Source organism: Alistipes sp. (assembly GCF_020026455.1).
In the GTDB taxonomy this organism is placed as follows: Bacteria; Bacteroidota; Bacteroidia; order Bacteroidales; family Rikenellaceae; genus Alistipes.
The window spans coordinates 61,812-79,565 of record NZ_JAHHQJ010000001.1; the positions used below are offsets into that span (position 1 = coordinate 61,812).

Consider the following 17,754-nt stretch of genomic DNA (forward strand, 5'->3'; position numbering starts at 1 on the left):
CCGTTTCCGTTAAAAAGGTTATCTTTGTGCTGAAATGGAACTTGAGGTGCGACAGGTGACCGAAGTCACCGATTCCCTGCTCGAAGCATTCGGGCGGCTGATGCCGCAGCTTTCACCGCGGCTGGCGGCTCCTTCCGGGGAGCGGCTGCGGGCTGTGGCGGCGAACCCTTCGGCGGCGCTTTTCGCCGCGATGTCCGGCGGTGTTGTCGTCGGGGTGCTGACCCTGGTGTGGTACGACGTGCCGTCGGGGCGCAAGGCCTGGATCGAGGATGTGGTGGTCGACGCCGCGGCCCGGGGTCTCGGGGCCGGCGAAGGGCTCGTGCGTGCGGCGCAGACCCATGCCGCCGCAATCGGGGCCGGGAAGGTGATGCTCACCTCCAACCCCTCGCGCGGCGCGGCGCGGAGGCTCTATGCGAAAATGGGATTCAAAGAGGCGGAAACTACGGTTTTTGCCTGCAAAACAGATAGGGTATGAAAAAAATCGTGAGGATCGCGGTTGCGGCCGTGGTCGTTATTCTTGCCATCGCCCTGATTGCGCCGGTCGCGCTCCGGGGCAAGATTGCCGACATGGTGAAGCGCGAGGCCAATGCAATGCTCGCCGCGCGGCTGGATTTCGAGAAACTCGACATCAGCCTGCTGCGCCATTTCCCCAACGCTTCGGTGGACCTGAAGGGGCTGACGCTGGTGGGTGTCGACCGTTTCGAAGGCGACACGATTGTCGCTGCGCGGCGTATTTCGGTGGTTGTCAATCTGATGTCGCTTTTCGGCGACAGCGGATTCGAGGTGACGAAGGTCATTCTGGCTTCGCCCGAGGTACATGCGCACAAACTGGCCGACGGAGCCGTCAACTGGGATGTGATGAAGCCCTCGGACGCTCCGGCGGAGGAGACTCCCGCCGCGGAGTCCGCGCCGTCGTCGTTCCGGCTTTCGGTTCGCGACTTCCGCATTTCTGACGCGGCGATCCGCTACGAGGACGATTCGACGAACATGCAGTTTGCAACCGCGCCCCTTTCGCTGCGCCTTAGGGGCAACATGTCGGCCGACCGCACCGACCTCGACCTGCGGCTGACGGCTGCCGCCATGCGTTTCGTGTCGGGCGGCATCCCGCTGTTGAGCGACGCCGAGGCGGAGCTTGGGGCCGTGATCGATGCCGATCTGGCCAACAAACGCTTCACCTTCTCGCGCAATACGCTGCGTCTGAATGCCATTTCGGTGGGTCTCGACGGCTGGGTCGAACTGGACGGCGACGCCGTGGCCATGGACCTCAAGGCCGGCTGCGACAAGGTGCAGTTCAAGGATGTGCTGTCGCTGATCCCGGCCTTCTATACCCGTGAGTTCAAGAACCTCACGGCGGGCGGCGAACTCTCGATGGCGCTCTGGGCCAAGGGCGAGATGCGCGGCCCGAAGCTCCCGGCCTTCGAACTGAAAACCGAGGTCCGCAACGGCAGCTTCCGATACTCCTCGCTGCCCAAGGCCGTGACGGACATCCAGATCGCCGCCAAGGTCTCGAATCCCGGAGCGGTGATGGACAAGACGGTTGTGGATCTTTCGAAATTCGGATTCCGGATGGCCGGAAATTCCGTTGCGGCGACCTTCTACGCCACGAATCTCGCCTGCGACCCCGTTTTCCGGGCTTCGGCCGATGGACGGGTCGACCTGGGCGCCGTCAGGGAGGTCTATCCGCTGGACAAGGGTGTCGATCTGGGGGGCCTGATCACGGCGGATCTGAAACTTTCGGGGCGCATGTCCGACATCGAAAAGAACCGCTACGAAGAGTTGGGCGCCCAGGGAACCTTCGTCGTCGAAGGGTTGGGGCTGGTGCTTCCCAGCCTCCCGGCGGTCCATATCCGCCGTGCTGCGGCCACCGTCACGCCCGCCGCGATGACGCTCGGGGAGTTCGGACTGACGGTCGGCAAGAGCGATCTTGCGGCCAACGGCCAGCTGACCGGCTACATCGGTTACCTGCTGCGGGGCGACATGCTCTCGGGGCGTCTCTACATGAAATCGGAACTGCTCGACCTGAACGAGATCATGGGCGTCCTGCCCTCGGAGGAGGGCGTTGCCGCGGATGAAGAGCTCCCGGCGGAGCCGCTGCGGCCCGTGGAGGTTCCGCGCAACCTGAATCTCTCGCTCAACACCGATCTGCGGAAGGTGCTTTTCGGAAAGATGACGATCGGCGACATCTCGGGTGAGATGCGCGTTGCCGGCGGCGCACTGTCGCTCGAACGGCTCACGATGAATCTCTTCGGCGGCAGGGCCTCCGCTTCGGGCAGCTATTCGACGGCTGCCGATCCGACGCGTCCGATCCTGAAGCTCGATGCCGCCATTTCGGGCGCATCGTTCCAGAAGACTTTCGAGGAGCTGGAGATGGTGCAGAAACTCGTGCCGGTCTTCGCCAGGACGGGCGGCGACTACTCGCTGTCGCTCGACCTCGAAACGCCGCTCGACGAGGCCATGTCTCCCGATCTGCAGGCGCTCGATGCCACGGGCGAGATCAAGTCGGCCAATATCCGCGTGCAGCAGATCGAGGCTTTCGATGTCCTGGCCAAGGTGCTGGGCAACGACAACCTGCGAAAAATCGAGGCCCGGGATGTCGCCATCCGCTTCGCCATCAGGGACGGTCGCATCACCACGCAGCCCTTCGACCTGAAGATGGGCGGTGTGAACATCAACCTCGCAGGTTCGACGGGGCTTGATCAGACCATCGACTACCAGGCCCGGGTGGCCATTCCGGGCGGAAAGACGCTTGAGTCGATCGGGGTGAACATCGGGGGGACGTTCTCCTCGCCGAAAATCACGCTCGGGGTGCGGGAGGCTGCCGAGGAGGCCGTGAAGAACGTCGTCGACGAGCAGATCCGAAAGCTCACGGGCAGCGAGTCCCTTTCGGAGGGGGTCGCCAAGCAGGCCGAGAACCTCCGCGCCGAGGCGAAGCGCGCCGGCGAGAAACTCGTCGCCGCGGCGCAGGAGCAGCGCACAAAACTCGTCGAGGCTGCGGCTTCTAAGGGGACTTTGGCCCGGATCGCCGCCGAGAAGGGCGGAGATAAACTGGTGCAGGAGGCCGAGCGGCAGGCGGCCAACCTCGAAGCCGAGGCCGAGCGTCAGATCGAAAAACTCACAGCGAAAAAGAACTGATCGGAATGCTTGCCATCTTTGCCGTCATCATCGGAGGTGTCGTGACGGGGCGCCTGCTTATCGGCTGGCGCCTCGCCTTCGTTCAGCGTCTGATCACCTGCATTATCTGGGTGCTCCTGTTCCTGCTGGGTGTCGAGGTCGGTGCCGACCCGGCGGTCGTCGGCTCGCTGGCGACGCTCGGGATCTCTGCCTTTGCTATCTTCGCGCTGTCCGTTGCGGGGAGCATCTTCGCCGCGTGGCTGCTGTGGCGGCGGATCCGCAGCCGGGGTGTGTCGGCGGAAGAGGGCGGCGATGCGGCCGAAAGCCCCGTTTCGACGTGGACGGCCCTGAAGGGTAGTCTGGTGATCGTCGCCTTTTTCGTTGCGGGATGCGTCGCGGGGCTTTTCGCTCCGCTTGACGTGGCCGGTTCGCGCCTGAGCGCCTATGTGCTCTATGCGCTGATGTTCTGCGTCGGCGTGACGCTGGGCAACGACCGCACCCTCGCCGAACGGGTGCGGCGTCTCGATCCGCGACTGGCGCTGCTGCCCGTCGCTACGGCTGTCGGCACGCTGGCCGGGGCGGCCCTCGCCGCGCCGCTGCTCGGCGAATGGTCGCTGACCGATGCACTGGCCGTGGGCGCGGGATTCGGCTACTATTCGCTTTCGAGCATCTTCATTGCCGATCTCCGGGGTCCGGAGCTGGCGACAATCGCCCTGCTGTGCAACGTCATGCGTGAAATCTTTACCCTGCTGGCCGCCCCGCTCGTGGCGCGCTGGTGCGGACCCCTGGCCGCCGTGTCGATCGGCGGCGCGACGACCTTCGACACCACGCTGCCCGTTATCACGCAGGCCGCCGGGCGCCTCTATGCCGTGGTCTCGATCTTCCACGGCTGTGCGCTCGATTTCAGCGTCCCGTTTCTGGTGACGTTCTTCTGCTCGATCTGATCGTGAGGGATTTGGCTGTGGCGCGATCCGCGGCTTGCCTTTTCGGGCGTGTGGTCCTGCCCGGATGTTGTTTCTTCGAAACGAAGCCCCCTCCCATCGCTCGATGAGGGGGGCGGATCGTAATGGGGCGGGATCTGCGGGCGATGCCCCGGGCGGCGCTGTCGCCAGCGGGCGGGGATGCTCAGTCGTGACGGGGCTGTTGCCCGATATAGCTTTGCAGCGCCTCGACATATTCGGCGAAGGCGTCGCGCCCGGCGTTGGTGATGCGGCACACGCTGCAGGGGATCTTGCCGCGGAAGGTCTTCTCGACCTCGATGTAACCCGCCTTGGCGAGTTTGTCCAGCTGCACCGAGAGGTTGCCTGCCGAGGCTCCGGTCTGCTGCCGGATGAAGACGAAGTCGGCGCTTTCGACCCCGATGAGGATCGAGATGACGGCCAGTCTCAATTCGGAGTGCAACAGGGGATTCAGCTCTTTGAACATCGCGTTATCGGGCTGGGTGGTTCGACTTGTAGTTGAGGATGTGCCCCGGGGCGATCATCATGGCCGCGAAGCCTGCGATGAACAGCAGCGGCTGCCACATGGTGCCGGCGATCAGGGTGCACGGGGCAAGGATGATGGCCGCGATGCCCCCGACGATGGCGGGCGTGAAGCGGATGATGAGGCCCGTCACGGTGGTTCCCATGCCCATGATGAGCAGGATGAGGAAGAGTATCGGCAGGTGCATGGGCGTGAAGAGCTCCAGGATGCTGACAAATCCCGCCGAAAGACCCATTACGGTCCAAAGGTCCCCGATCACGCGGTCGACGAACGTGCGAGCCTCGCCTTCGGGCTTCTTTTCGCGCGAAAGCCGCATCAGCAGCCAGCCCAGCAGGGGCAGCAGCAGCCAGAGGTAGTTCCAGCGGGGATCCTGGAAATGGAGGAGTGCGCCCCAGACGGCGAGCGTTGTCAGGATGGTGGCGTAGCCCCATGCCAGCAGCGGGCGGCCTGCGTTGCGGACCATGCGGTTGCGGGTGTTTTCGATCATGCGGCCGATCAGCGCCAGACTTTCGGCGGCTTCCAGTTTGCGGTCTTCCATCGGTGTTATCGGTTTTTCGACGCCTCTGTGGCGTCGTGTTTGACTTGGCGTTTGAGTGCGTATCCCGAACCTGCGAGCCCGACGAGGACCGCTACGGCGAACTGAATCAGATTGCCGTCCGGGTTGACATTGATCCACGATTCGCGGATGATGCCGAAGGCAACCGGCAGCAGGAAGCACGAAACGTAGTACATGTATTTGTTGCCAATCACGGTTCCTGAGATGAAAAGCCCTGCGCTGATCAGCAGCAGGACCGGGAACAGCGGGTCGATGGGCCATTCGCTTTCCGGTTCCAGGCAGATGGCGAAGGTGGAAAAGGCGGCCAGACCGGCTATGCATCCCCATATTTGCTCCAGCAGGCGGTCGGTGTAGCTTCTGACCTGTGTCGCGCAGTGGCGGTTGTACCACCGGGTGATGCCCCAGCCGACCGCCAGCGTGGGCAGCCACAGCCATTGCCAGATGCGGCTGTCGGTGAAGGTGAGCAGGAGGAAAATGCCGACGGAGGTCGCCGCGAGCAGGTATCCCCATAGGATGAAGAGGTTGCTGCTGCCCGAGGAAAGGCTGCGGCGCGTGTCGCGGATCATCCGCTGGATGAGTTCGAGCCTTTGGTCGGCGGTGTGGTTTTTGTTGTCCATTGTTTTGTTTTTAGCGGTTGCGATCGTTGTATTCGTCGTCGCAGTCGAACAGGTAGCGGACGAGCGCGAGGACGATGTGCAGCCCCCATCCGGCAATGACCCACACTACCCACCAGGACTGGGGCGAAGTTTGCCAGTTGACGAAGGCGAGGAAGGAGCAGATCACGGCGTAGGTGGTCAGATGGCGGGAGAACCAGCGCGCGAAAAGGTGGCGTTTGTCGGTGCAGGCGGGCGGCTTTTCCATGGTGTTTTCCGGTTGTGAGCGGTTACTCGGTTTGTAAACGTATTGCAAATATAAAGTAGTTTATAAAATAAACCAAATTTTGGGCCGGAAATTTTTCGAAAAAACGAATCTCTCTGTTTCTAGGGGGGGAGAGGGACGAGGGGGTGAGGAATCGGGTGCGGCGCGAGGGAGAGACAAGCGGATAAGGAAAGCGGAGAAGGAGGGGGAAGAGAACGAGAAGGAGAACGAGAATAGAATATGGCGCGGCGATAGGGAATAGGAGCGGAGAAGAGAAGACGAGGAGAAAGAACCGGACCCTTCGCAAAGAGTCCGGTTTTGTGGCGGGATGCTTCATGCAGTCCGCTGGTTGTGTGAGGCGGCTCGGCCCGGGGCTATTGCTCCCCGGCGGTCAGCACCAGATCCATCCATTCGGGGTGGCGGCGGATATAGGCCGCGGCGAACGGGCATTGGGGGACAACCTTGAGCTCCTTTCTGCGGATCTCCTCCAGCACGCCCTGCACCAGTTCCTTGCCGATGCCCCGGCCTTCGTATTTTGCGGGTACTTCGATGTGTGTCAGTACGATATGCCCGCGTCTCGGGATGTATTCGGCCAGGGCGATCTCGTCTCCGAGGTCGAGTTCGTAGCGCTTCTCGGCGGCATTGTCGACCAAAGTGTGCTTCTTTTCCATGTGCTTCTCGTTTTAATTAATCGGGTCGGAATACTTCAAAATTGATTCCGATGTCGTATTTTTGTCTTCCATTATGGACCGTATTGCCGAAATACTGCTTGACTGGTATGCCCGCGAGGGCCGCGACCTGCCGTGGCGCCATACGCGCGACCCCTACCGCATCTGGCTCTCGGAGGTGATCCTCCAGCAGACCCGCGTGGCGCAGGGGATGGAGTACTACCTCCGTTTCACGGAGCGTTTCCCCGATATCGCGTCGCTTGCCGCCGCACCCGAGGACGAGGTTCTGAAACTCTGGCAGGGGCTGGGCTATTACAGCCGTGCCCGCAACCTCCGGGCCGCGGCCCGACAGGTCGTCGAGCATTTCGGCGGGGTATTTCCCGTCGCGCCGGATGATGTGCGCTCGTTGCGCGGCGTGGGCGACTATACCGCTGCGGCCGTCTGCTCGGCAGCCTACGACGCCCCGTGCGCCGTCGTCGACGGCAATGTCTACCGGGTGCTCTCGCGGCTCTTCGATCTGGCAGAACCGATCGACACCACGGCCGGGAGGCGGGCTTTCGCCGAGTTGGCGCAGGCGCAGCTGGATGCCGCCCGTCCGGGCCGCTACAATCAGGCGATCATGGACTTCGGGGCGATTCAGTGTACGCCCCTGTCGCCCCGCTGCGGGACGTGCCCGCTGTCGGAGCACTGTCTGGCCCTTGCGGCCGGCACCGTTGCCGACCGCCCCGTGAAGCAGGGCAAAACCCGGGTCCGCGACCGCTGGTTCAATTACCTGCACGTCACCTCGGGCGACCGGGTTTTGCTGCAGCGCCGCGAGGGGCGCGACATCTGGCAGGGTCTTTACGAGTTTCCGCTGATCGAGACCGACGCTCCCGTTGCATTTCCGGATCTTGCGGCCCTGCCGCAGTTCCGCCGCTTGCTGGGCGAGGGTCCGTGGCATCTGGTGCGCAGTGTCGCCCGGCCCTGCCACCGGCTTTCCCATCAGGCGCTCCATGCGGTCTTCCACCGCATCGAAACCCCTGACTTCACTCCGGCCGCCGCTGCTATGGCCGTTCCTGTCGCGGCTGTGGGCGACTATGCCGTGCCGCGGCTCGTCGACTGTTACCTGATCAAATACCCGATGTAGGCGATGTAGATCGCCAGAAACAGCGCGCCCTCCCAGCGGTCGATCGCCCGGCGTTTGAAGGTGAAGGCCGCCAGAAAGAGCAGGATCGAACTCAGGACAACCATCAGCAGATCCCCGACCGTGATGCCGCCCATCGAGAGCGGATGAATCGTCGCGCTCAGACCCAGAATCAGCAGAATGTTGGCCATGTTCGAGCCGATGACGTTGCCCAGTGCCATGTCGGCCTTGCCCTTGAAGAGCGACACGAGCGACGAGGCCAGTTCGGGCAGCGAGGTGCCGCCTGCCACGAGTGTGATGGCGATCACCGATTCGCTGATTCCGAGCCGCCGGGCGATCTGCGTGACGCTGCGGAGGAACAACTCGCCGCCGAAAATCAGTCCGGCGAGGCCTCCGACGATCATCACGGTCATGAGCCATCCGGCCATTCCGGATTTTGTCCTGGCGGCCGGGGCCGTTGTCTCGGGACGTTTCGTGGTGCGGATCGTGTACCACATCAGCGCGGCGTAGAGCAGGAGCATGACGATGCCGTCGATGCGTCCGATGCGGTCCGCCGCCCCCTTGAAGAGCCAGGAGTCCGTCGCCAGCGCCAGTAGCAACAGCGACGTGATCACGCCGAACGGAATGTCGCGGCGGATGTTGCCCGCCGTGAGCGGCAGGGGACGGATCAGGGCGCAGACGCCCAGGATGACGAAGACATTGAAGAGGTTCGATCCCACGACGTTACCGATCGCCACGTCGCTTTTGCCCGCGATGGCCGAGAGCACCGACACGACCAGTTCGGGTGTCGAGGTGCCGACGGCCACCACCGTGAGCCCGATGATGAATTCCGGCATGCGGAACCGCTGGGCCAGCGCTGCGGATCCGTCGGTGAGGAAATTCGCTCCTGCGAGGATCAGCCCCAGGCCGATGATGAGAAAGAGTATATCCATGATTTATCCCAATAGAATCAGACTTACGGCCATCAGGGCCATGCCGGCTACCACGCCGTAGATGGAGGTGTGGGCTTCGCCGTATTCGCGGGCCGCAGGCAGCAGCTCGTCGATCGAGATGAAGACCATGATGCCTGCCACGCCGGCCAGGATGCTGCCCATCAGCGTCGGGGTCATGAAGGGCATCAGCACCAGATAGGCCAGCACGGCGCCGATCGGTTCGGCCAGACCCGAGAGGAGCGACAGGCGGAAGGCCTTTCGGCGGTCGCCCGTGGCGTAGTAGATCGGGATCGAGACGGCGATGCCTTCGGGGATGTTGTGGATGGCGATGGCCACGGCGATGGCTACGCCGAGGGCTACGTTGTCCACCGCCGAGGTGAAGGTGGCGATGCCTTCGGGGAAGTTGTGGATGCCGATGGCCAGTGCCGTCATCACACCCATGCGCATCAGTCGGGGGTTGTGCGGCTGCTGGTCCATCTCCTCGACGCTGTGGGCCTCGTGGGGGTTCTCGATCGAGGGGACCAGCCGGTCGATGATGCCGATCAGCAGGATGCCGGCGAAGAAGCTCGCCACGGTGACGATCACACCCGTGTGTGTGCCCCATTCGGCCGTGAGGGTCGCGTTGGCCTGCTGGAACAGCTCGACGAACGAGACGTAGATCATCACGCCGCCCGAGAGACCCAGCGAGAACGACAGCAGCCGTTTGTTGGTGCGCTTGGCGAAGAAGGCGATGGCGCTGCCGATGCCCGTGGCCAGCCCCGCTCCGAGAGTCAGCAGCAGGGGGATGAGAATATTGTGTTCTTCCATGCGGATTGTTTTCGTTTGTTTCGTAAATAGGCGGCCGGTCCTTGGGTCGGCCGGGATTTTTACTGCAAAGATAATGCATAAAACGAAATACCGAACCCGCAGGAATTCGGTATTTTCAATCGTACTATCGGCATATCCTATCGGGTGTTTTGGGGATATGCCTCCCTGGATATGCCTCCCCGGATGGCAGACCGGCGAATTGGCCGGCGGGCGGATTGGTGATCTGACCGATGGGGGGCGGCGGGCTGGATACCCTGCTGGGCGCCTTGCCGGGGCGTCCTGTCGGGGCGTCCTGTCGGATGCCCGACAGGAGGCTTGCGGCTATCTGTTGGCCAGGCGGATCAGTTCGCCCAGCACTTCGATGCTGTCGGCCGTGATATGGGGCTGCGGGTCGGCCTTGTCGGCCACGTCGAGCGTCGTTTCGCCCGAGAGCACCAGCACACCCATCGCCCCGGCGTTGTGGGCCATCTGCACGTCGGTGTAGATGCGGTCGCCGACCATGGCGATCTCGGAGGGTTGCAGGCCGTGGCGTGCGAGGATGCCCGAAAGCATGTTCGGGTCGGGCTTGCCCAGTGTGATGTCGGGGCGGCGTCCCGTGGCGTGCTCGAGGCAGGCGCAGATCGATCCGCAGTCGACCAGCACCGTCGGCAGGTCGGTGGGGCACACCCGGTCGGGGTTGGTGGCGATGTAGGGCACTCCCTGCTTGATCCACCAGGCCGCGCGGCAGAGCCGTTCGTAGCGGAGCGTCATGTCGAAGGCCGCTACGATCACGTCGGGCACGTCGTCGGCCGAGTCGGTGCACGACTCGAAGCCCGCGGCCTCGAATTCCGAGATCATCGACGGAGTGCCGAGCAGGAAGAGCCGTTTGGCCGCGGGGTGATGGGCCCTGATGTAGTCGATGGTGGCCAGCGCCGTGGTGTACATCTCCTCGCGCGAGGCCTTGATGCCCAGTGCGTCGAGTTTGCGGAGGTAGTCCGCGATGCTTTTCGAGGGATTGTTCGTCAGGAACGAATAGCTGATCCCCAGTTCTCGGAGCCCCTGCAGAAAGGCCTGCGTGTAGGGGAAGAGCGACATCCCCATGTAGATCGTGCCGTCCATGTCGAGGGCCACGTGGCGGATGCGGCGCAGGCGTTGCGTCAGTTCGCTCTGCTCCCAGACGGATCGGTATTTGTCGAAGGTTTTGGTTTCCATGTCGTTATTTGCTCTTTTTGTCGATACGGTGTTGCTTGATCACGGCGCCCGAGGTGTCGACCACCTTCAGGTCGATGCCCTCGGCGTCGGCCGACACGCGGAGGCAGTCGTTGTTTGAGTTGACAAGGATCGGGAAGTCGACTCCGCGGCTGCCGTCGTCGATCCACTGGTAGCGGTGGTAGTGGCCGCAGAGCATCAGGTCGATGCCTTTGCCGACGAGTTCGGGGACGAACAGTTTGCGGATCTGCTGCTCGCCGTACCAGCTGTCCGCCTGACCCGGGATCATGTGTATCAGCACGATGCGCACGGGAGCGGCCCGGAATTCGTCGCTGTCGACAACGCCCTTCAGCCATTCCGCCTGCTGCCGGCGGTATGCGTCCCAGTCGCCCATGCCGTAATAGCGGGTATCGCTGTCGGGCTTGTCCTCGCAGCCGTCGAGCACGATGAAGAAGGCCGGGCCGCGGCGGAATGTGTAGTAGGTTTCGCCGGTCGGCGTGGGGAAGTAGTCGAGCCAGTGCTGTGCGTGAGTGCCGCGGTTTTCGTGGTTGCCGCGCGTCGCGACGAGGGGGATACCCGCGGGCGTGAGGATCTTCGATGCCGACCTCAGGCAGGCGTCCCAGAGAGCCTGTGCGGTCTCGATCTGGCTGCTTAGGTCGCCGTTCAGGCAGACGAAGTCCGGCCGGGCCTCGGGCGCCTGCTTGATCAGCAGCCGGAACACGGAGTCGCGGTCGTGGATGTCGTTGACCATCCAGAAATCGACCTTTTCCTGTGCCGGGTCGAGGGTTCTGATGGTGTAGGGCTCGCGCAGGTAGACCTCGCTGCCGTCCCCGTTGTCGAGGATGACGCGCCGGTTGCCCTCGTTCAGGACGATACCCCGCTGCATGATGCGGTAGCGGTAGGTCGTGCCGGGTTGGAGCCCTTCGATCCGTACGCGGTGCATGCGTCCGACGCGGCAAAGTCCGAGGTGCGAGTCGTAATACCTAGGCCGTTCGGTCGAGTAGAAGTGCGATCCGTCCATCGGGGCGAGTTCGACCCAGCCGATGGCGTCGGCCTTCGCGTCCCAGACGACTGTGAAGCCGTCTTCGGTGACATTCAGTACATAGGGTCCGTTGGCGATGCGCACCGTCGGCGGCACGGCGTTTTGGGCGAGGGTGGCGGCCGTCAGCAGGAGCGCGCCCAGCAGCAGGGTGAGTCGTTTCATGGCGAAAGTTGTATCGGTTCGAGATTCAAAGGTATGTTTTTATTTTCTTTTATCCAATTATTTTCCTTTGTTAATCCTAAAGCGTAAAAATAGATTATTAAAAGAAGTTTTTTAACTTGCTTTTGATGACTAAAAGGAAAATAATAGCTATATTTGCCTTTGTTTTGAGAAATCCGGGAGGAGTTCTCCGAATTTCGTTTGCGAAAAAACGGAAATGCTAAAATCAGACAGATCCTATGAATAAGGTAGAGAGCGCCCTTCAGCGCACGACCGACACCCAGGCGCTGGTGCTCGGTGTCGGAACCCTTCCGCGGACGGCGGAGCTGTTTCGCGAGTTGTTCCCCGGCTGCCGCGCCGTCGTGGTCGCCGACGCCCATACGTGGCGCGTTGCCGGCTGTCAGGTGCACCGTATCCTTGCCGATGCGGGGATCGGGCAGGACGAACCGCATCTGTTCACCGACCCGAAACTCTATGCCGAATGGTCGTTCGTCGAGGAGTTGGACGGTGTGCTGGCTGCGACCGATGCCATTCCCGTGGCGGTGGGTTCGGGCGTGATCAACGACTTGACCAAACTCTGCTCCCACCACAACGGCCGCCGGTACATGGTGGTCGGCACGGCCGCTTCGATGGACGGGTACACGGCCTACGGAGCCTCGATCACCAAAGAGGGCAACAAGCAGACCTTCGACTGCCCGGCTCCGCTGGGCATGCTCCTCGATCCTTCGATTTCGGCCGCTGCACCCGCCCGGATGTCGGCTTCGGGCTATGCCGACCTGATTGCCAAGATCCCCGCCGGGGCCGACTGGATGCTTTCCGATGCCGTGGGGGCGGAGCCGCTGGACGATTTCGCCTTCGGATTGGTGCAGGACGGGCTGCGCGAGGCGTTGTCCGATCCCGCAGGCGTTCGTGCCGGCGATGTGACGAAGGTCGGCCAGCTGGCCGAGGGGCTGCTGCTGAGCGGTTTTGCCATGCAGGCCACGCAGTCGAGCCGCCCGGCGTCGGGCGCCGAGCATCAGTTCAGCCATCTATGGGACATGGAACATCTGAAATACAACGGCGCTTCGGTGTCGCATGGCTTCAAGGTCGGTATCGGTACGCTGGCCTCGACGGCCTTTTTCGAAATGCTGCTCGACGCCCCCGTGGAGCAGCTGGACATCGAGCGGTGCGTCGCGGCGTGGAAATCGTGGGACGAGACCGAACGGGACATCCGCGCCGTTTTCGGCAATGACCCCGAATTCGTGGCCCGCGGCCTTTCCGAGACCCGCAACAAGTATGTCGACAGGGAGGGGCTGCGCGACCAGCTCGTGCGGCTCAGGGAGGCATGGCCCCAGCTGCGCGAACGCATCCGCCGGCAGATCCTCTCGTTCGACGAGGTGCACCGCCGTCTGGAACTCGTCGGTGCACCTTGCGAACCGGAGCAGATCGGCGTTTCGCGCGCCCGTTTCCGGGCGTCGTTCGAGAAGATTCCCTACATGCGCAGCCGCTACACGGTCGTCGATACCGCCTTCCGCTGCGGCTGGATGGAGGAGTGGCTCGAACGCCTGTTCGGCAAGGGCGGCATCTGGGAGATCGGCAGCTCCGCCGCAGTCTCAGGCGAACGGGACAGTTCCGCCGCGGCTCCGCTTGCGGGGGCATAGGGACGTGCGGGGCTTCGGGTGATGAAACGGAAAAATCACGGAAATAATTTAGAATATCGCTCCGAAAGTTGTATATTTGGCTTCTGAAACCACTAACTTTCATTTCGAAATGATATCTGAACAAACCAAGCGCTTCAAGTATTGGCAGATGCGTACGATCGTTGCGACGATGGTCGGTTATGCGCTCTTCTACTTCGTGCGCAAGAATTTTTCGCTGGCCATGCCCGGTCTGGAGGCCGATCTCGGCATTTCGAAGACGAGCCTCGGCATCTTCCTCACCCTGAACGGACTGATCTATGGCTTTTCGCGTTTCGTCAACGGCATCCTGGCCGACCGCATGAACGCCCGCTGGTATATGGCCGTCGGTCTGTCGCTGTGTGCGCTGGCCAACTTCGCATTCGGATTCGGCGAAGACGTCTCCTACTGGATCACGGGCGAGCATTCGGGCGATCGGTTCGGCAACACGATGATTCTCTTCATGGGCATCATGTGGGTCGTCAACGGGCTGTTGCAGGGCACGGGATTCCCGCCCTGTGCGCGTCTGCTGACCCATTGGATTCCACCGACGGAGCTGGCGACGAAAATGTCGGTGTGGAATACCTCGCACTCGATCGGCGCGGGGCTGGTGGTGATCCTCTGCGGGTACATCATGGGGACGCTGGGCACGAACCTGACGAGCGATCCCGACACCGTGGCCTCCATTGCCGCACACTTGGGTGTCTCGCCCGACGATGCCGCGGGCATGGAGCGCGTGATGACCTCCGCGGCGCATGTCGGGGCGTGGAAGTGGTGTTTCTGGATTCCCTCGGCGATCGCCTTTGCCGGGGCCATCGGGCTGGTGGTTTTCCTGCGCGACACCCCGACCTCGGTGGGGCTTCCCGAACTCGAGGGGACCGAGAGCGGGCGGGCGAAAGCCCAAACCACGGGCGCCGAGCACAAGGCCTTCCTGATGAAATACGTTTTCCGGAATCCGCTGATCTGGATCCTGGGCTTCGCCAACTTCTTCGTTTACATCGTTCGTTTCTCGGTGCTCGACTGGGGGCCTTCGCTGTTGAGCCAGTCGAAGGGCGTCTCGATGGCGCACGCCGGATGGCTTGTGGCGATGTTCGAGATCGCCGGCATTCTCGGCATGCTCTTCGCCGGATGGGCGACGGACCGGTGGCTCAAGGGCCGTGCACACCGCACCTGCGTCTTCTGCATGGCGGGCGCCGCGCTCTTCGTCTTCCTGTTCTGGCAGCTGCCTGCCGACGCTCCGATCTGGCTGCTGTTCGCCTCGCTCTGCGCCGCCGGGTTCTGCATCTACGGCCCGCAGGCACTGATCGGCATTGCCGCCGCGAACCAGGCCACGAAGAAGGCCGCCGCCACGGCCAACGGCCTCACGGGGCTCTTCGGCTACGCTTCGACGCTCGTTTCGGGTGTGGGACTGGGCTTCGTGGCCCAGCATTACGGCTGGAACTGGGCTTATGTCGGCATTCTGGGCATGGCCGTTGCGGGCATGCTGGTCTTCCTCCTGATGTGGGGAGCCAAGGCCGACGGCTACGAATCCGAGGCGACGGAATAAGGAACGGAGGTTCTACTTTGGATGATGATACGGACTTCGGTCCGTGAGGGTTCGGCCTGTCGCGGGGTCGGACCCTTTTTTTGCGATAAAAAAAAGTTTTTATATCTTTGGGTCGTAACGAGACTTCTGGGAGGTTGGGGCGTTTTGCCGGACCACATGCAACTCGGTTTTGGAGCCGTCCGTTCTTTTTTCGGTATCGTTGCTTTTATAACTCTTTAAAAACCAACCGATATGTTGAGCATCGCCGAACGGCACAAATACATTCTCGATAACCTGAACAAGCACGGTTTCGTCCGGATTACCGACGTCGCCAACGAATTGGGCGTAACGAAGGTGACCATCCGCAAGGACATCAAGATTCTCGAAAGCAAAGGCTTATTATATAAGGTACACGGCAGCGCCCGCCCGGCCAATCCCCATGTTGCGGACCTCGACGTGCATGTGAAGGACAACATCAACCGCGACGCCAAGCGGCGCATCGCCCAGCGGGCGGTGGAGATGCTCGGCGAGACCGACTCGATCATCGTGGCCTCAGGCTCGACCGTCTATGCCTTTGGCGAGGAGATCAAGATGCGCATGTGGCATCACCTGAACATCGTCACGCCGTTCCTGCGGCTGGGCGTGCTGCTCAACGAGTCGGAGAACGTCAACGTCGTGCAGCTGGGCGGCGCGGTGCACAAGAAGTCGCTGTCGGTGCTGGGCGAAGAGGCCGCGCGCGAACTCGACGACTGCATCTGCTCGAAGGTCTTCTTCGGGGTGGACGGCATCGATCCCGAGCACGGCATCACGACGTCGACGATCGACGAGGCGAAGCTCACGCGGCGGATGATGCACGCCGCCTCGCAGGTCATCGTGCTGGCCGACTCGTCGAAATTCGGACAGCGCGGCTTCGGCCGCGTCTGCGCGCTGGAAGACATCGACGTGATCGTCACCGACGAGCGGATCCCCGAGCAGATGATCTCGATCGTCGAGGAGGCGGGCGTCGACCTGATCATCGTCCGATAGTCTGTTTCCCGGGGCGGAGGAGTGGGGAGGCGGGAGACCTGCCGCTCCGAAAATCTGTGCCATGTGCCTGTAGGTCCGCTTCATGCGGCGGGCGGGCGGATGGGCGTGGGGGTGTGTTGAAAAATTTTTCCGGGAAAAGTTTTGCAGAGGCCGTGAAAATGCCCTATCTTTGTACACAATTACGGCAACTCCTGAATCCTATGAACTCTAAATCCAACATGGCATCGGCGCAAGCGTTTTGGCTGCAGGATTATTGGTCGGGGTTCCAGTCTCCGACGGATTCAGGCATTATTGTTTATTAGGGTAACTGTTTTGGTTGCCCTATTTTTTTGTATCCAGCTACGAATGAAGACATTTTATACCAATGCGAAGGTTTTTCGCAACGATCGTTTCGAGCCGGGGCTGATCGCAGTCGAAGGGGGCCGCATCGTGGCCGCCGGGGAGCCGCAGCCGGGCGACAGGGTGGTGGACCTCGGGGGGCGTTGCCTCGTGCCGGGGCTCGTCGACGTGCATGTGCACCTGCGCGAGCCGGGTTTTCCGCAGAAGGAGACGATTGCGACGGGTACGGCCGCTGCAGCCCGCGGGGGCTATACCACGGTCTGCTCGATGCCCAACCTGAACCCTGCACCCGATACGCCGGCCACACTCGGCGAGCAGCTGGAGTTCATCCGCCGCGACGCCGTGGTGCGCGTGAAACCCTACGCTTCGATCACGATGGGGCAGCGCGGATGCGGTGAACTGGTCGATTTCGGGGCCTTGGCTCCGGAGGTGGTCGGATTTTCCGACGACGGCCGCGGCGTGCAGTCGGCCGAGCTGATGGAGGAGGCGATGCGCCGCGCCGCGGCTGTCGATCGGCCGATCGTGGCCCATTGCGAAGTCGACGAATTGCTGTGCGGGGGGTATATCCACGACGGGGTTTACTGCCGCGAGCACGGACACAAGGGCATCTGCTCCGAGAGCGAGTGGCAGCAGGTCGAGCGCGACATCGCGCTGGCCGGGAAGACCGGCTGCCGCTACCACGTCTGCCATGTCTCCACGAAGGAGAGCGTCGAACTGGTGCGCCGCGCCCGGGCGAAGGGATTGCGCGTGAGCTGCGAGACGGCGCCGCACTACCTGCTGCTGTGCGATGAGGATTTGCAGGAGGAGGGCCGCTTCAAGATGAACCCGCCGCTGCGGAGCCGTGCCGACCGCGAGGCGCTCGTTGCCGGCATCCAGGACGGCACGATCGAGGTCATCGCCACGGACCATGCCCCCCACACCGCCGCCGAGAAGGCGCGCGGACTGGCCGGGAGCGCCATGGGGATCGTGGGGCTGGAGACCGCCTTCCCGCTGCTGTATCGATACCTGGTGCTGGAGGGGGTGATTTCGCTCGAGAGACTCGTCGCCCTGATGGCCGTGAATCCCCGCCGGATTTTCGGGCTCGAAGGAGGCGTCGAGGTGGGTGATGCCGCCGATTTCACGGTGCTGGACCTCGGGGCGGAGTATGCCGTGGATCCCGAAACGTTCCTTTCGAAGGGTCGGGCCACGCCCTTCGCCGGATGGAGGGTGCAGGGCCGCGCCGTGCTGACGGTGGTGGGCGGCAAGGAGGTTTATGACGACAACTACGAATCAAACAGATAAGG

At 62.6% G+C, this 17,754-nt stretch carries 17 protein-coding genes; 8 read left to right on the forward strand and 9 right to left on the reverse strand.

The features are described 5' to 3' along the window. Positions 1-34 precede the first annotated feature (34 nt). From QZ460_RS00250 to QZ460_RS00260, 3 genes are read left to right on the forward strand one after another with little or no spacing between them, the layout of a single operon-like run. Positions 35-475, forward strand: coding sequence for an N-acetyltransferase (locus QZ460_RS00250; protein ID WP_290539575.1), 441 nt, complete (start codon positions 35-37; stop codon positions 473-475). Next, positions 472-3,132 (forward strand): AsmA-like C-terminal region-containing protein, encoded by a 2,661-nt coding sequence (locus tag QZ460_RS00255; RefSeq protein WP_290539576.1) that lies wholly within the window; start codon positions 472-474, stop codon positions 3,130-3,132. Before QZ460_RS00250 ends, QZ460_RS00255 begins: the two co-directional genes overlap by 4 nt. Positions 3,133-3,137: 5 nt before the next feature. Beyond that, complete coding sequence (locus tag QZ460_RS00260) at positions 3,138-4,055, forward strand: lysine exporter LysO family protein (protein WP_290539577.1); 918 nt, start codon at positions 3,138-3,140, stop codon at positions 4,053-4,055. 181 nt (positions 4,056-4,236) lie between these two features. Here the strand turns inward: QZ460_RS00260 and QZ460_RS00265 are convergent, their stop codons facing one another. From QZ460_RS00265 to QZ460_RS00285, 5 genes are all read right to left on the reverse strand, one after another. Then, positions 4,237-4,536 carry a transcriptional regulator gene (locus QZ460_RS00265; protein ID WP_290539578.1) on the reverse strand — a complete coding sequence of 100 codons (300 nt, stop codon included), beginning with the start codon at positions 4,534-4,536 and terminating at the stop codon, positions 4,237-4,239. A 4-nt stretch (positions 4,537-4,540) separates the two neighbouring features. Then, entirely contained in the window at positions 4,541-5,131 is a 591-nt protein-coding gene (locus QZ460_RS00270) for a hypothetical protein (RefSeq protein ID WP_290539579.1), read from the reverse strand. 5 nt (positions 5,132-5,136) lie between these two features. Next, positions 5,137-5,766: a hypothetical protein gene (locus tag QZ460_RS00275; RefSeq protein WP_290539580.1), complete on the reverse strand. Its 630-nt coding sequence runs from the start codon at positions 5,764-5,766 to the stop codon at positions 5,137-5,139. A 10-nt stretch (positions 5,767-5,776) separates the two neighbouring features. After that, positions 5,777-6,010, reverse strand: coding sequence for a 2TM domain-containing protein (locus QZ460_RS00280; protein ID WP_290539581.1), 234 nt, complete (start codon positions 6,008-6,010; stop codon positions 5,777-5,779). A 371-nt stretch (positions 6,011-6,381) separates the two neighbouring features. Continuing rightward, complete coding sequence (locus tag QZ460_RS00285) at positions 6,382-6,678, reverse strand: GNAT family N-acetyltransferase (RefSeq protein WP_290539582.1); 297 nt, start codon at positions 6,676-6,678, stop codon at positions 6,382-6,384. Positions 6,679-6,751: 73 nt separating this feature from the next. Between QZ460_RS00285 and mutY the strand changes: the two genes are divergently transcribed. Beyond that, positions 6,752-7,801, forward strand: a complete 1,050-nt coding sequence (gene mutY / locus QZ460_RS00290) for an A/G-specific adenine glycosylase (protein WP_290539583.1) — start codon at positions 6,752-6,754, stop codon at positions 7,799-7,801. Here mutY and QZ460_RS00295 read toward each other — a convergent pair. The 4 genes from QZ460_RS00295 to QZ460_RS00310 form a co-directional block, all read right to left on the reverse strand. Beyond that, a complete protein-coding gene (locus tag QZ460_RS00295; RefSeq protein ID WP_290539584.1) occupies positions 7,777-8,730 on the reverse strand; it encodes a calcium/sodium antiporter in 954 nt (317 codons plus the stop codon). The genes mutY and QZ460_RS00295 overlap by 25 nt on opposite strands. Positions 8,731-8,733: 3 nt before the next feature. Next, positions 8,734-9,537, reverse strand: a complete 804-nt coding sequence (zupT, locus tag QZ460_RS00300) for a zinc transporter ZupT (protein WP_290539585.1) — start codon at positions 9,535-9,537, stop codon at positions 8,734-8,736. 321 nt (positions 9,538-9,858) lie between these two features. Then, positions 9,859-10,728: an HAD-IIA family hydrolase gene (locus tag QZ460_RS00305; RefSeq protein ID WP_290539586.1), complete on the reverse strand. Its 870-nt coding sequence runs from the start codon at positions 10,726-10,728 to the stop codon at positions 9,859-9,861. Between the two features lie 4 nt (positions 10,729-10,732). Continuing rightward, positions 10,733-11,929 carry a metallophosphoesterase family protein gene (locus tag QZ460_RS00310; RefSeq protein WP_290539587.1) on the reverse strand — a complete coding sequence of 399 codons (1,197 nt, stop codon included), beginning with the start codon at positions 11,927-11,929 and terminating at the stop codon, positions 10,733-10,735. 236 nt (positions 11,930-12,165) lie between these two features. Here QZ460_RS00310 and QZ460_RS00315 point away from each other — a divergent pair, with 236 nt between their 5' ends. From QZ460_RS00315 to QZ460_RS00330, 4 genes are all read left to right on the forward strand, one after another. Beyond that, positions 12,166-13,566: a sn-glycerol-1-phosphate dehydrogenase gene (locus tag QZ460_RS00315; protein WP_290539588.1), complete on the forward strand. Its 1,401-nt coding sequence runs from the start codon at positions 12,166-12,168 to the stop codon at positions 13,564-13,566. A gap of 109 nt (positions 13,567-13,675) precedes the next feature. Beyond that, the gene (locus tag QZ460_RS00320; protein WP_290539589.1) at positions 13,676-15,127 is read left to right on the forward strand and encodes an MFS transporter; all 1,452 of its coding nucleotides are present in this window, start codon (positions 13,676-13,678) and stop codon (positions 15,125-15,127) included. Between the two features lie 231 nt (positions 15,128-15,358). Further along, positions 15,359-16,132, forward strand: a complete 774-nt coding sequence (locus QZ460_RS00325; RefSeq protein ID WP_290539590.1) for a DeoR/GlpR family DNA-binding transcription regulator — start codon at positions 15,359-15,361, stop codon at positions 16,130-16,132. Between the two features lie 345 nt (positions 16,133-16,477). Further along, positions 16,478-17,752 (forward strand): dihydroorotase, encoded by a 1,275-nt coding sequence (locus QZ460_RS00330; RefSeq protein WP_290539591.1) that lies wholly within the window; start codon positions 16,478-16,480, stop codon positions 17,750-17,752. The last annotated feature ends 2 nt before the right edge of the window (positions 17,753-17,754 follow it).

Coding starts and splice junctions, on each gene's coding strand:
- QZ460_RS00275 (WP_290539580.1), bottom strand. CDS start 5,766: ATGGACAACAAAAACCACACCGCCGACCAAAGGCTCGAACTCATCCAG.
- QZ460_RS00295 (WP_290539584.1), bottom strand. CDS start 8,730: ATGGATATACTCTTTCTCATCATCGGCCTGGGGCTGATCCTCGCAGGA.
- QZ460_RS00320 (WP_290539589.1), top strand. CDS start 13,676: ATGATATCTGAACAAACCAAGCGCTTCAAGTATTGGCAGATGCGTACG.
- QZ460_RS00270 (WP_290539579.1), bottom strand. CDS start 5,131: ATGGAAGACCGCAAACTGGAAGCCGCCGAAAGTCTGGCGCTGATCGGC.
- QZ460_RS00315 (WP_290539588.1), top strand. CDS start 12,166: ATGAATAAGGTAGAGAGCGCCCTTCAGCGCACGACCGACACCCAGGCG.
- QZ460_RS00260 (WP_290539577.1), top strand. CDS start 3,138: ATGCTTGCCATCTTTGCCGTCATCATCGGAGGTGTCGTGACGGGGCGC.
- QZ460_RS00255 (WP_290539576.1), top strand. CDS start 472: ATGAAAAAAATCGTGAGGATCGCGGTTGCGGCCGTGGTCGTTATTCTT.
- QZ460_RS00330 (WP_290539591.1), top strand. CDS start 16,478: ATGAAGACATTTTATACCAATGCGAAGGTTTTTCGCAACGATCGTTTC.
- QZ460_RS00305 (WP_290539586.1), bottom strand. CDS start 10,728: ATGGAAACCAAAACCTTCGACAAATACCGATCCGTCTGGGAGCAGAGC.
- zupT (WP_290539585.1), bottom strand. CDS start 9,537: ATGGAAGAACACAATATTCTCATCCCCCTGCTGCTGACTCTCGGAGCG.
- mutY (WP_290539583.1), top strand. CDS start 6,752: ATGGACCGTATTGCCGAAATACTGCTTGACTGGTATGCCCGCGAGGGC.
- QZ460_RS00265 (WP_290539578.1), bottom strand. CDS start 4,536: ATGTTCAAAGAGCTGAATCCCCTGTTGCACTCCGAATTGAGACTGGCC.
- QZ460_RS00285 (WP_290539582.1), bottom strand. CDS start 6,678: ATGGAAAAGAAGCACACTTTGGTCGACAATGCCGCCGAGAAGCGCTAC.
- QZ460_RS00250 (WP_290539575.1), top strand. CDS start 35: ATGGAACTTGAGGTGCGACAGGTGACCGAAGTCACCGATTCCCTGCTC.
- QZ460_RS00310 (WP_290539587.1), bottom strand. CDS start 11,929: ATGAAACGACTCACCCTGCTGCTGGGCGCGCTCCTGCTGACGGCCGCC.
- QZ460_RS00325 (WP_290539590.1), top strand. CDS start 15,359: ATGTTGAGCATCGCCGAACGGCACAAATACATTCTCGATAACCTGAAC.
- QZ460_RS00280 (WP_290539581.1), bottom strand. CDS start 6,010: ATGGAAAAGCCGCCCGCCTGCACCGACAAACGCCACCTTTTCGCGCGC.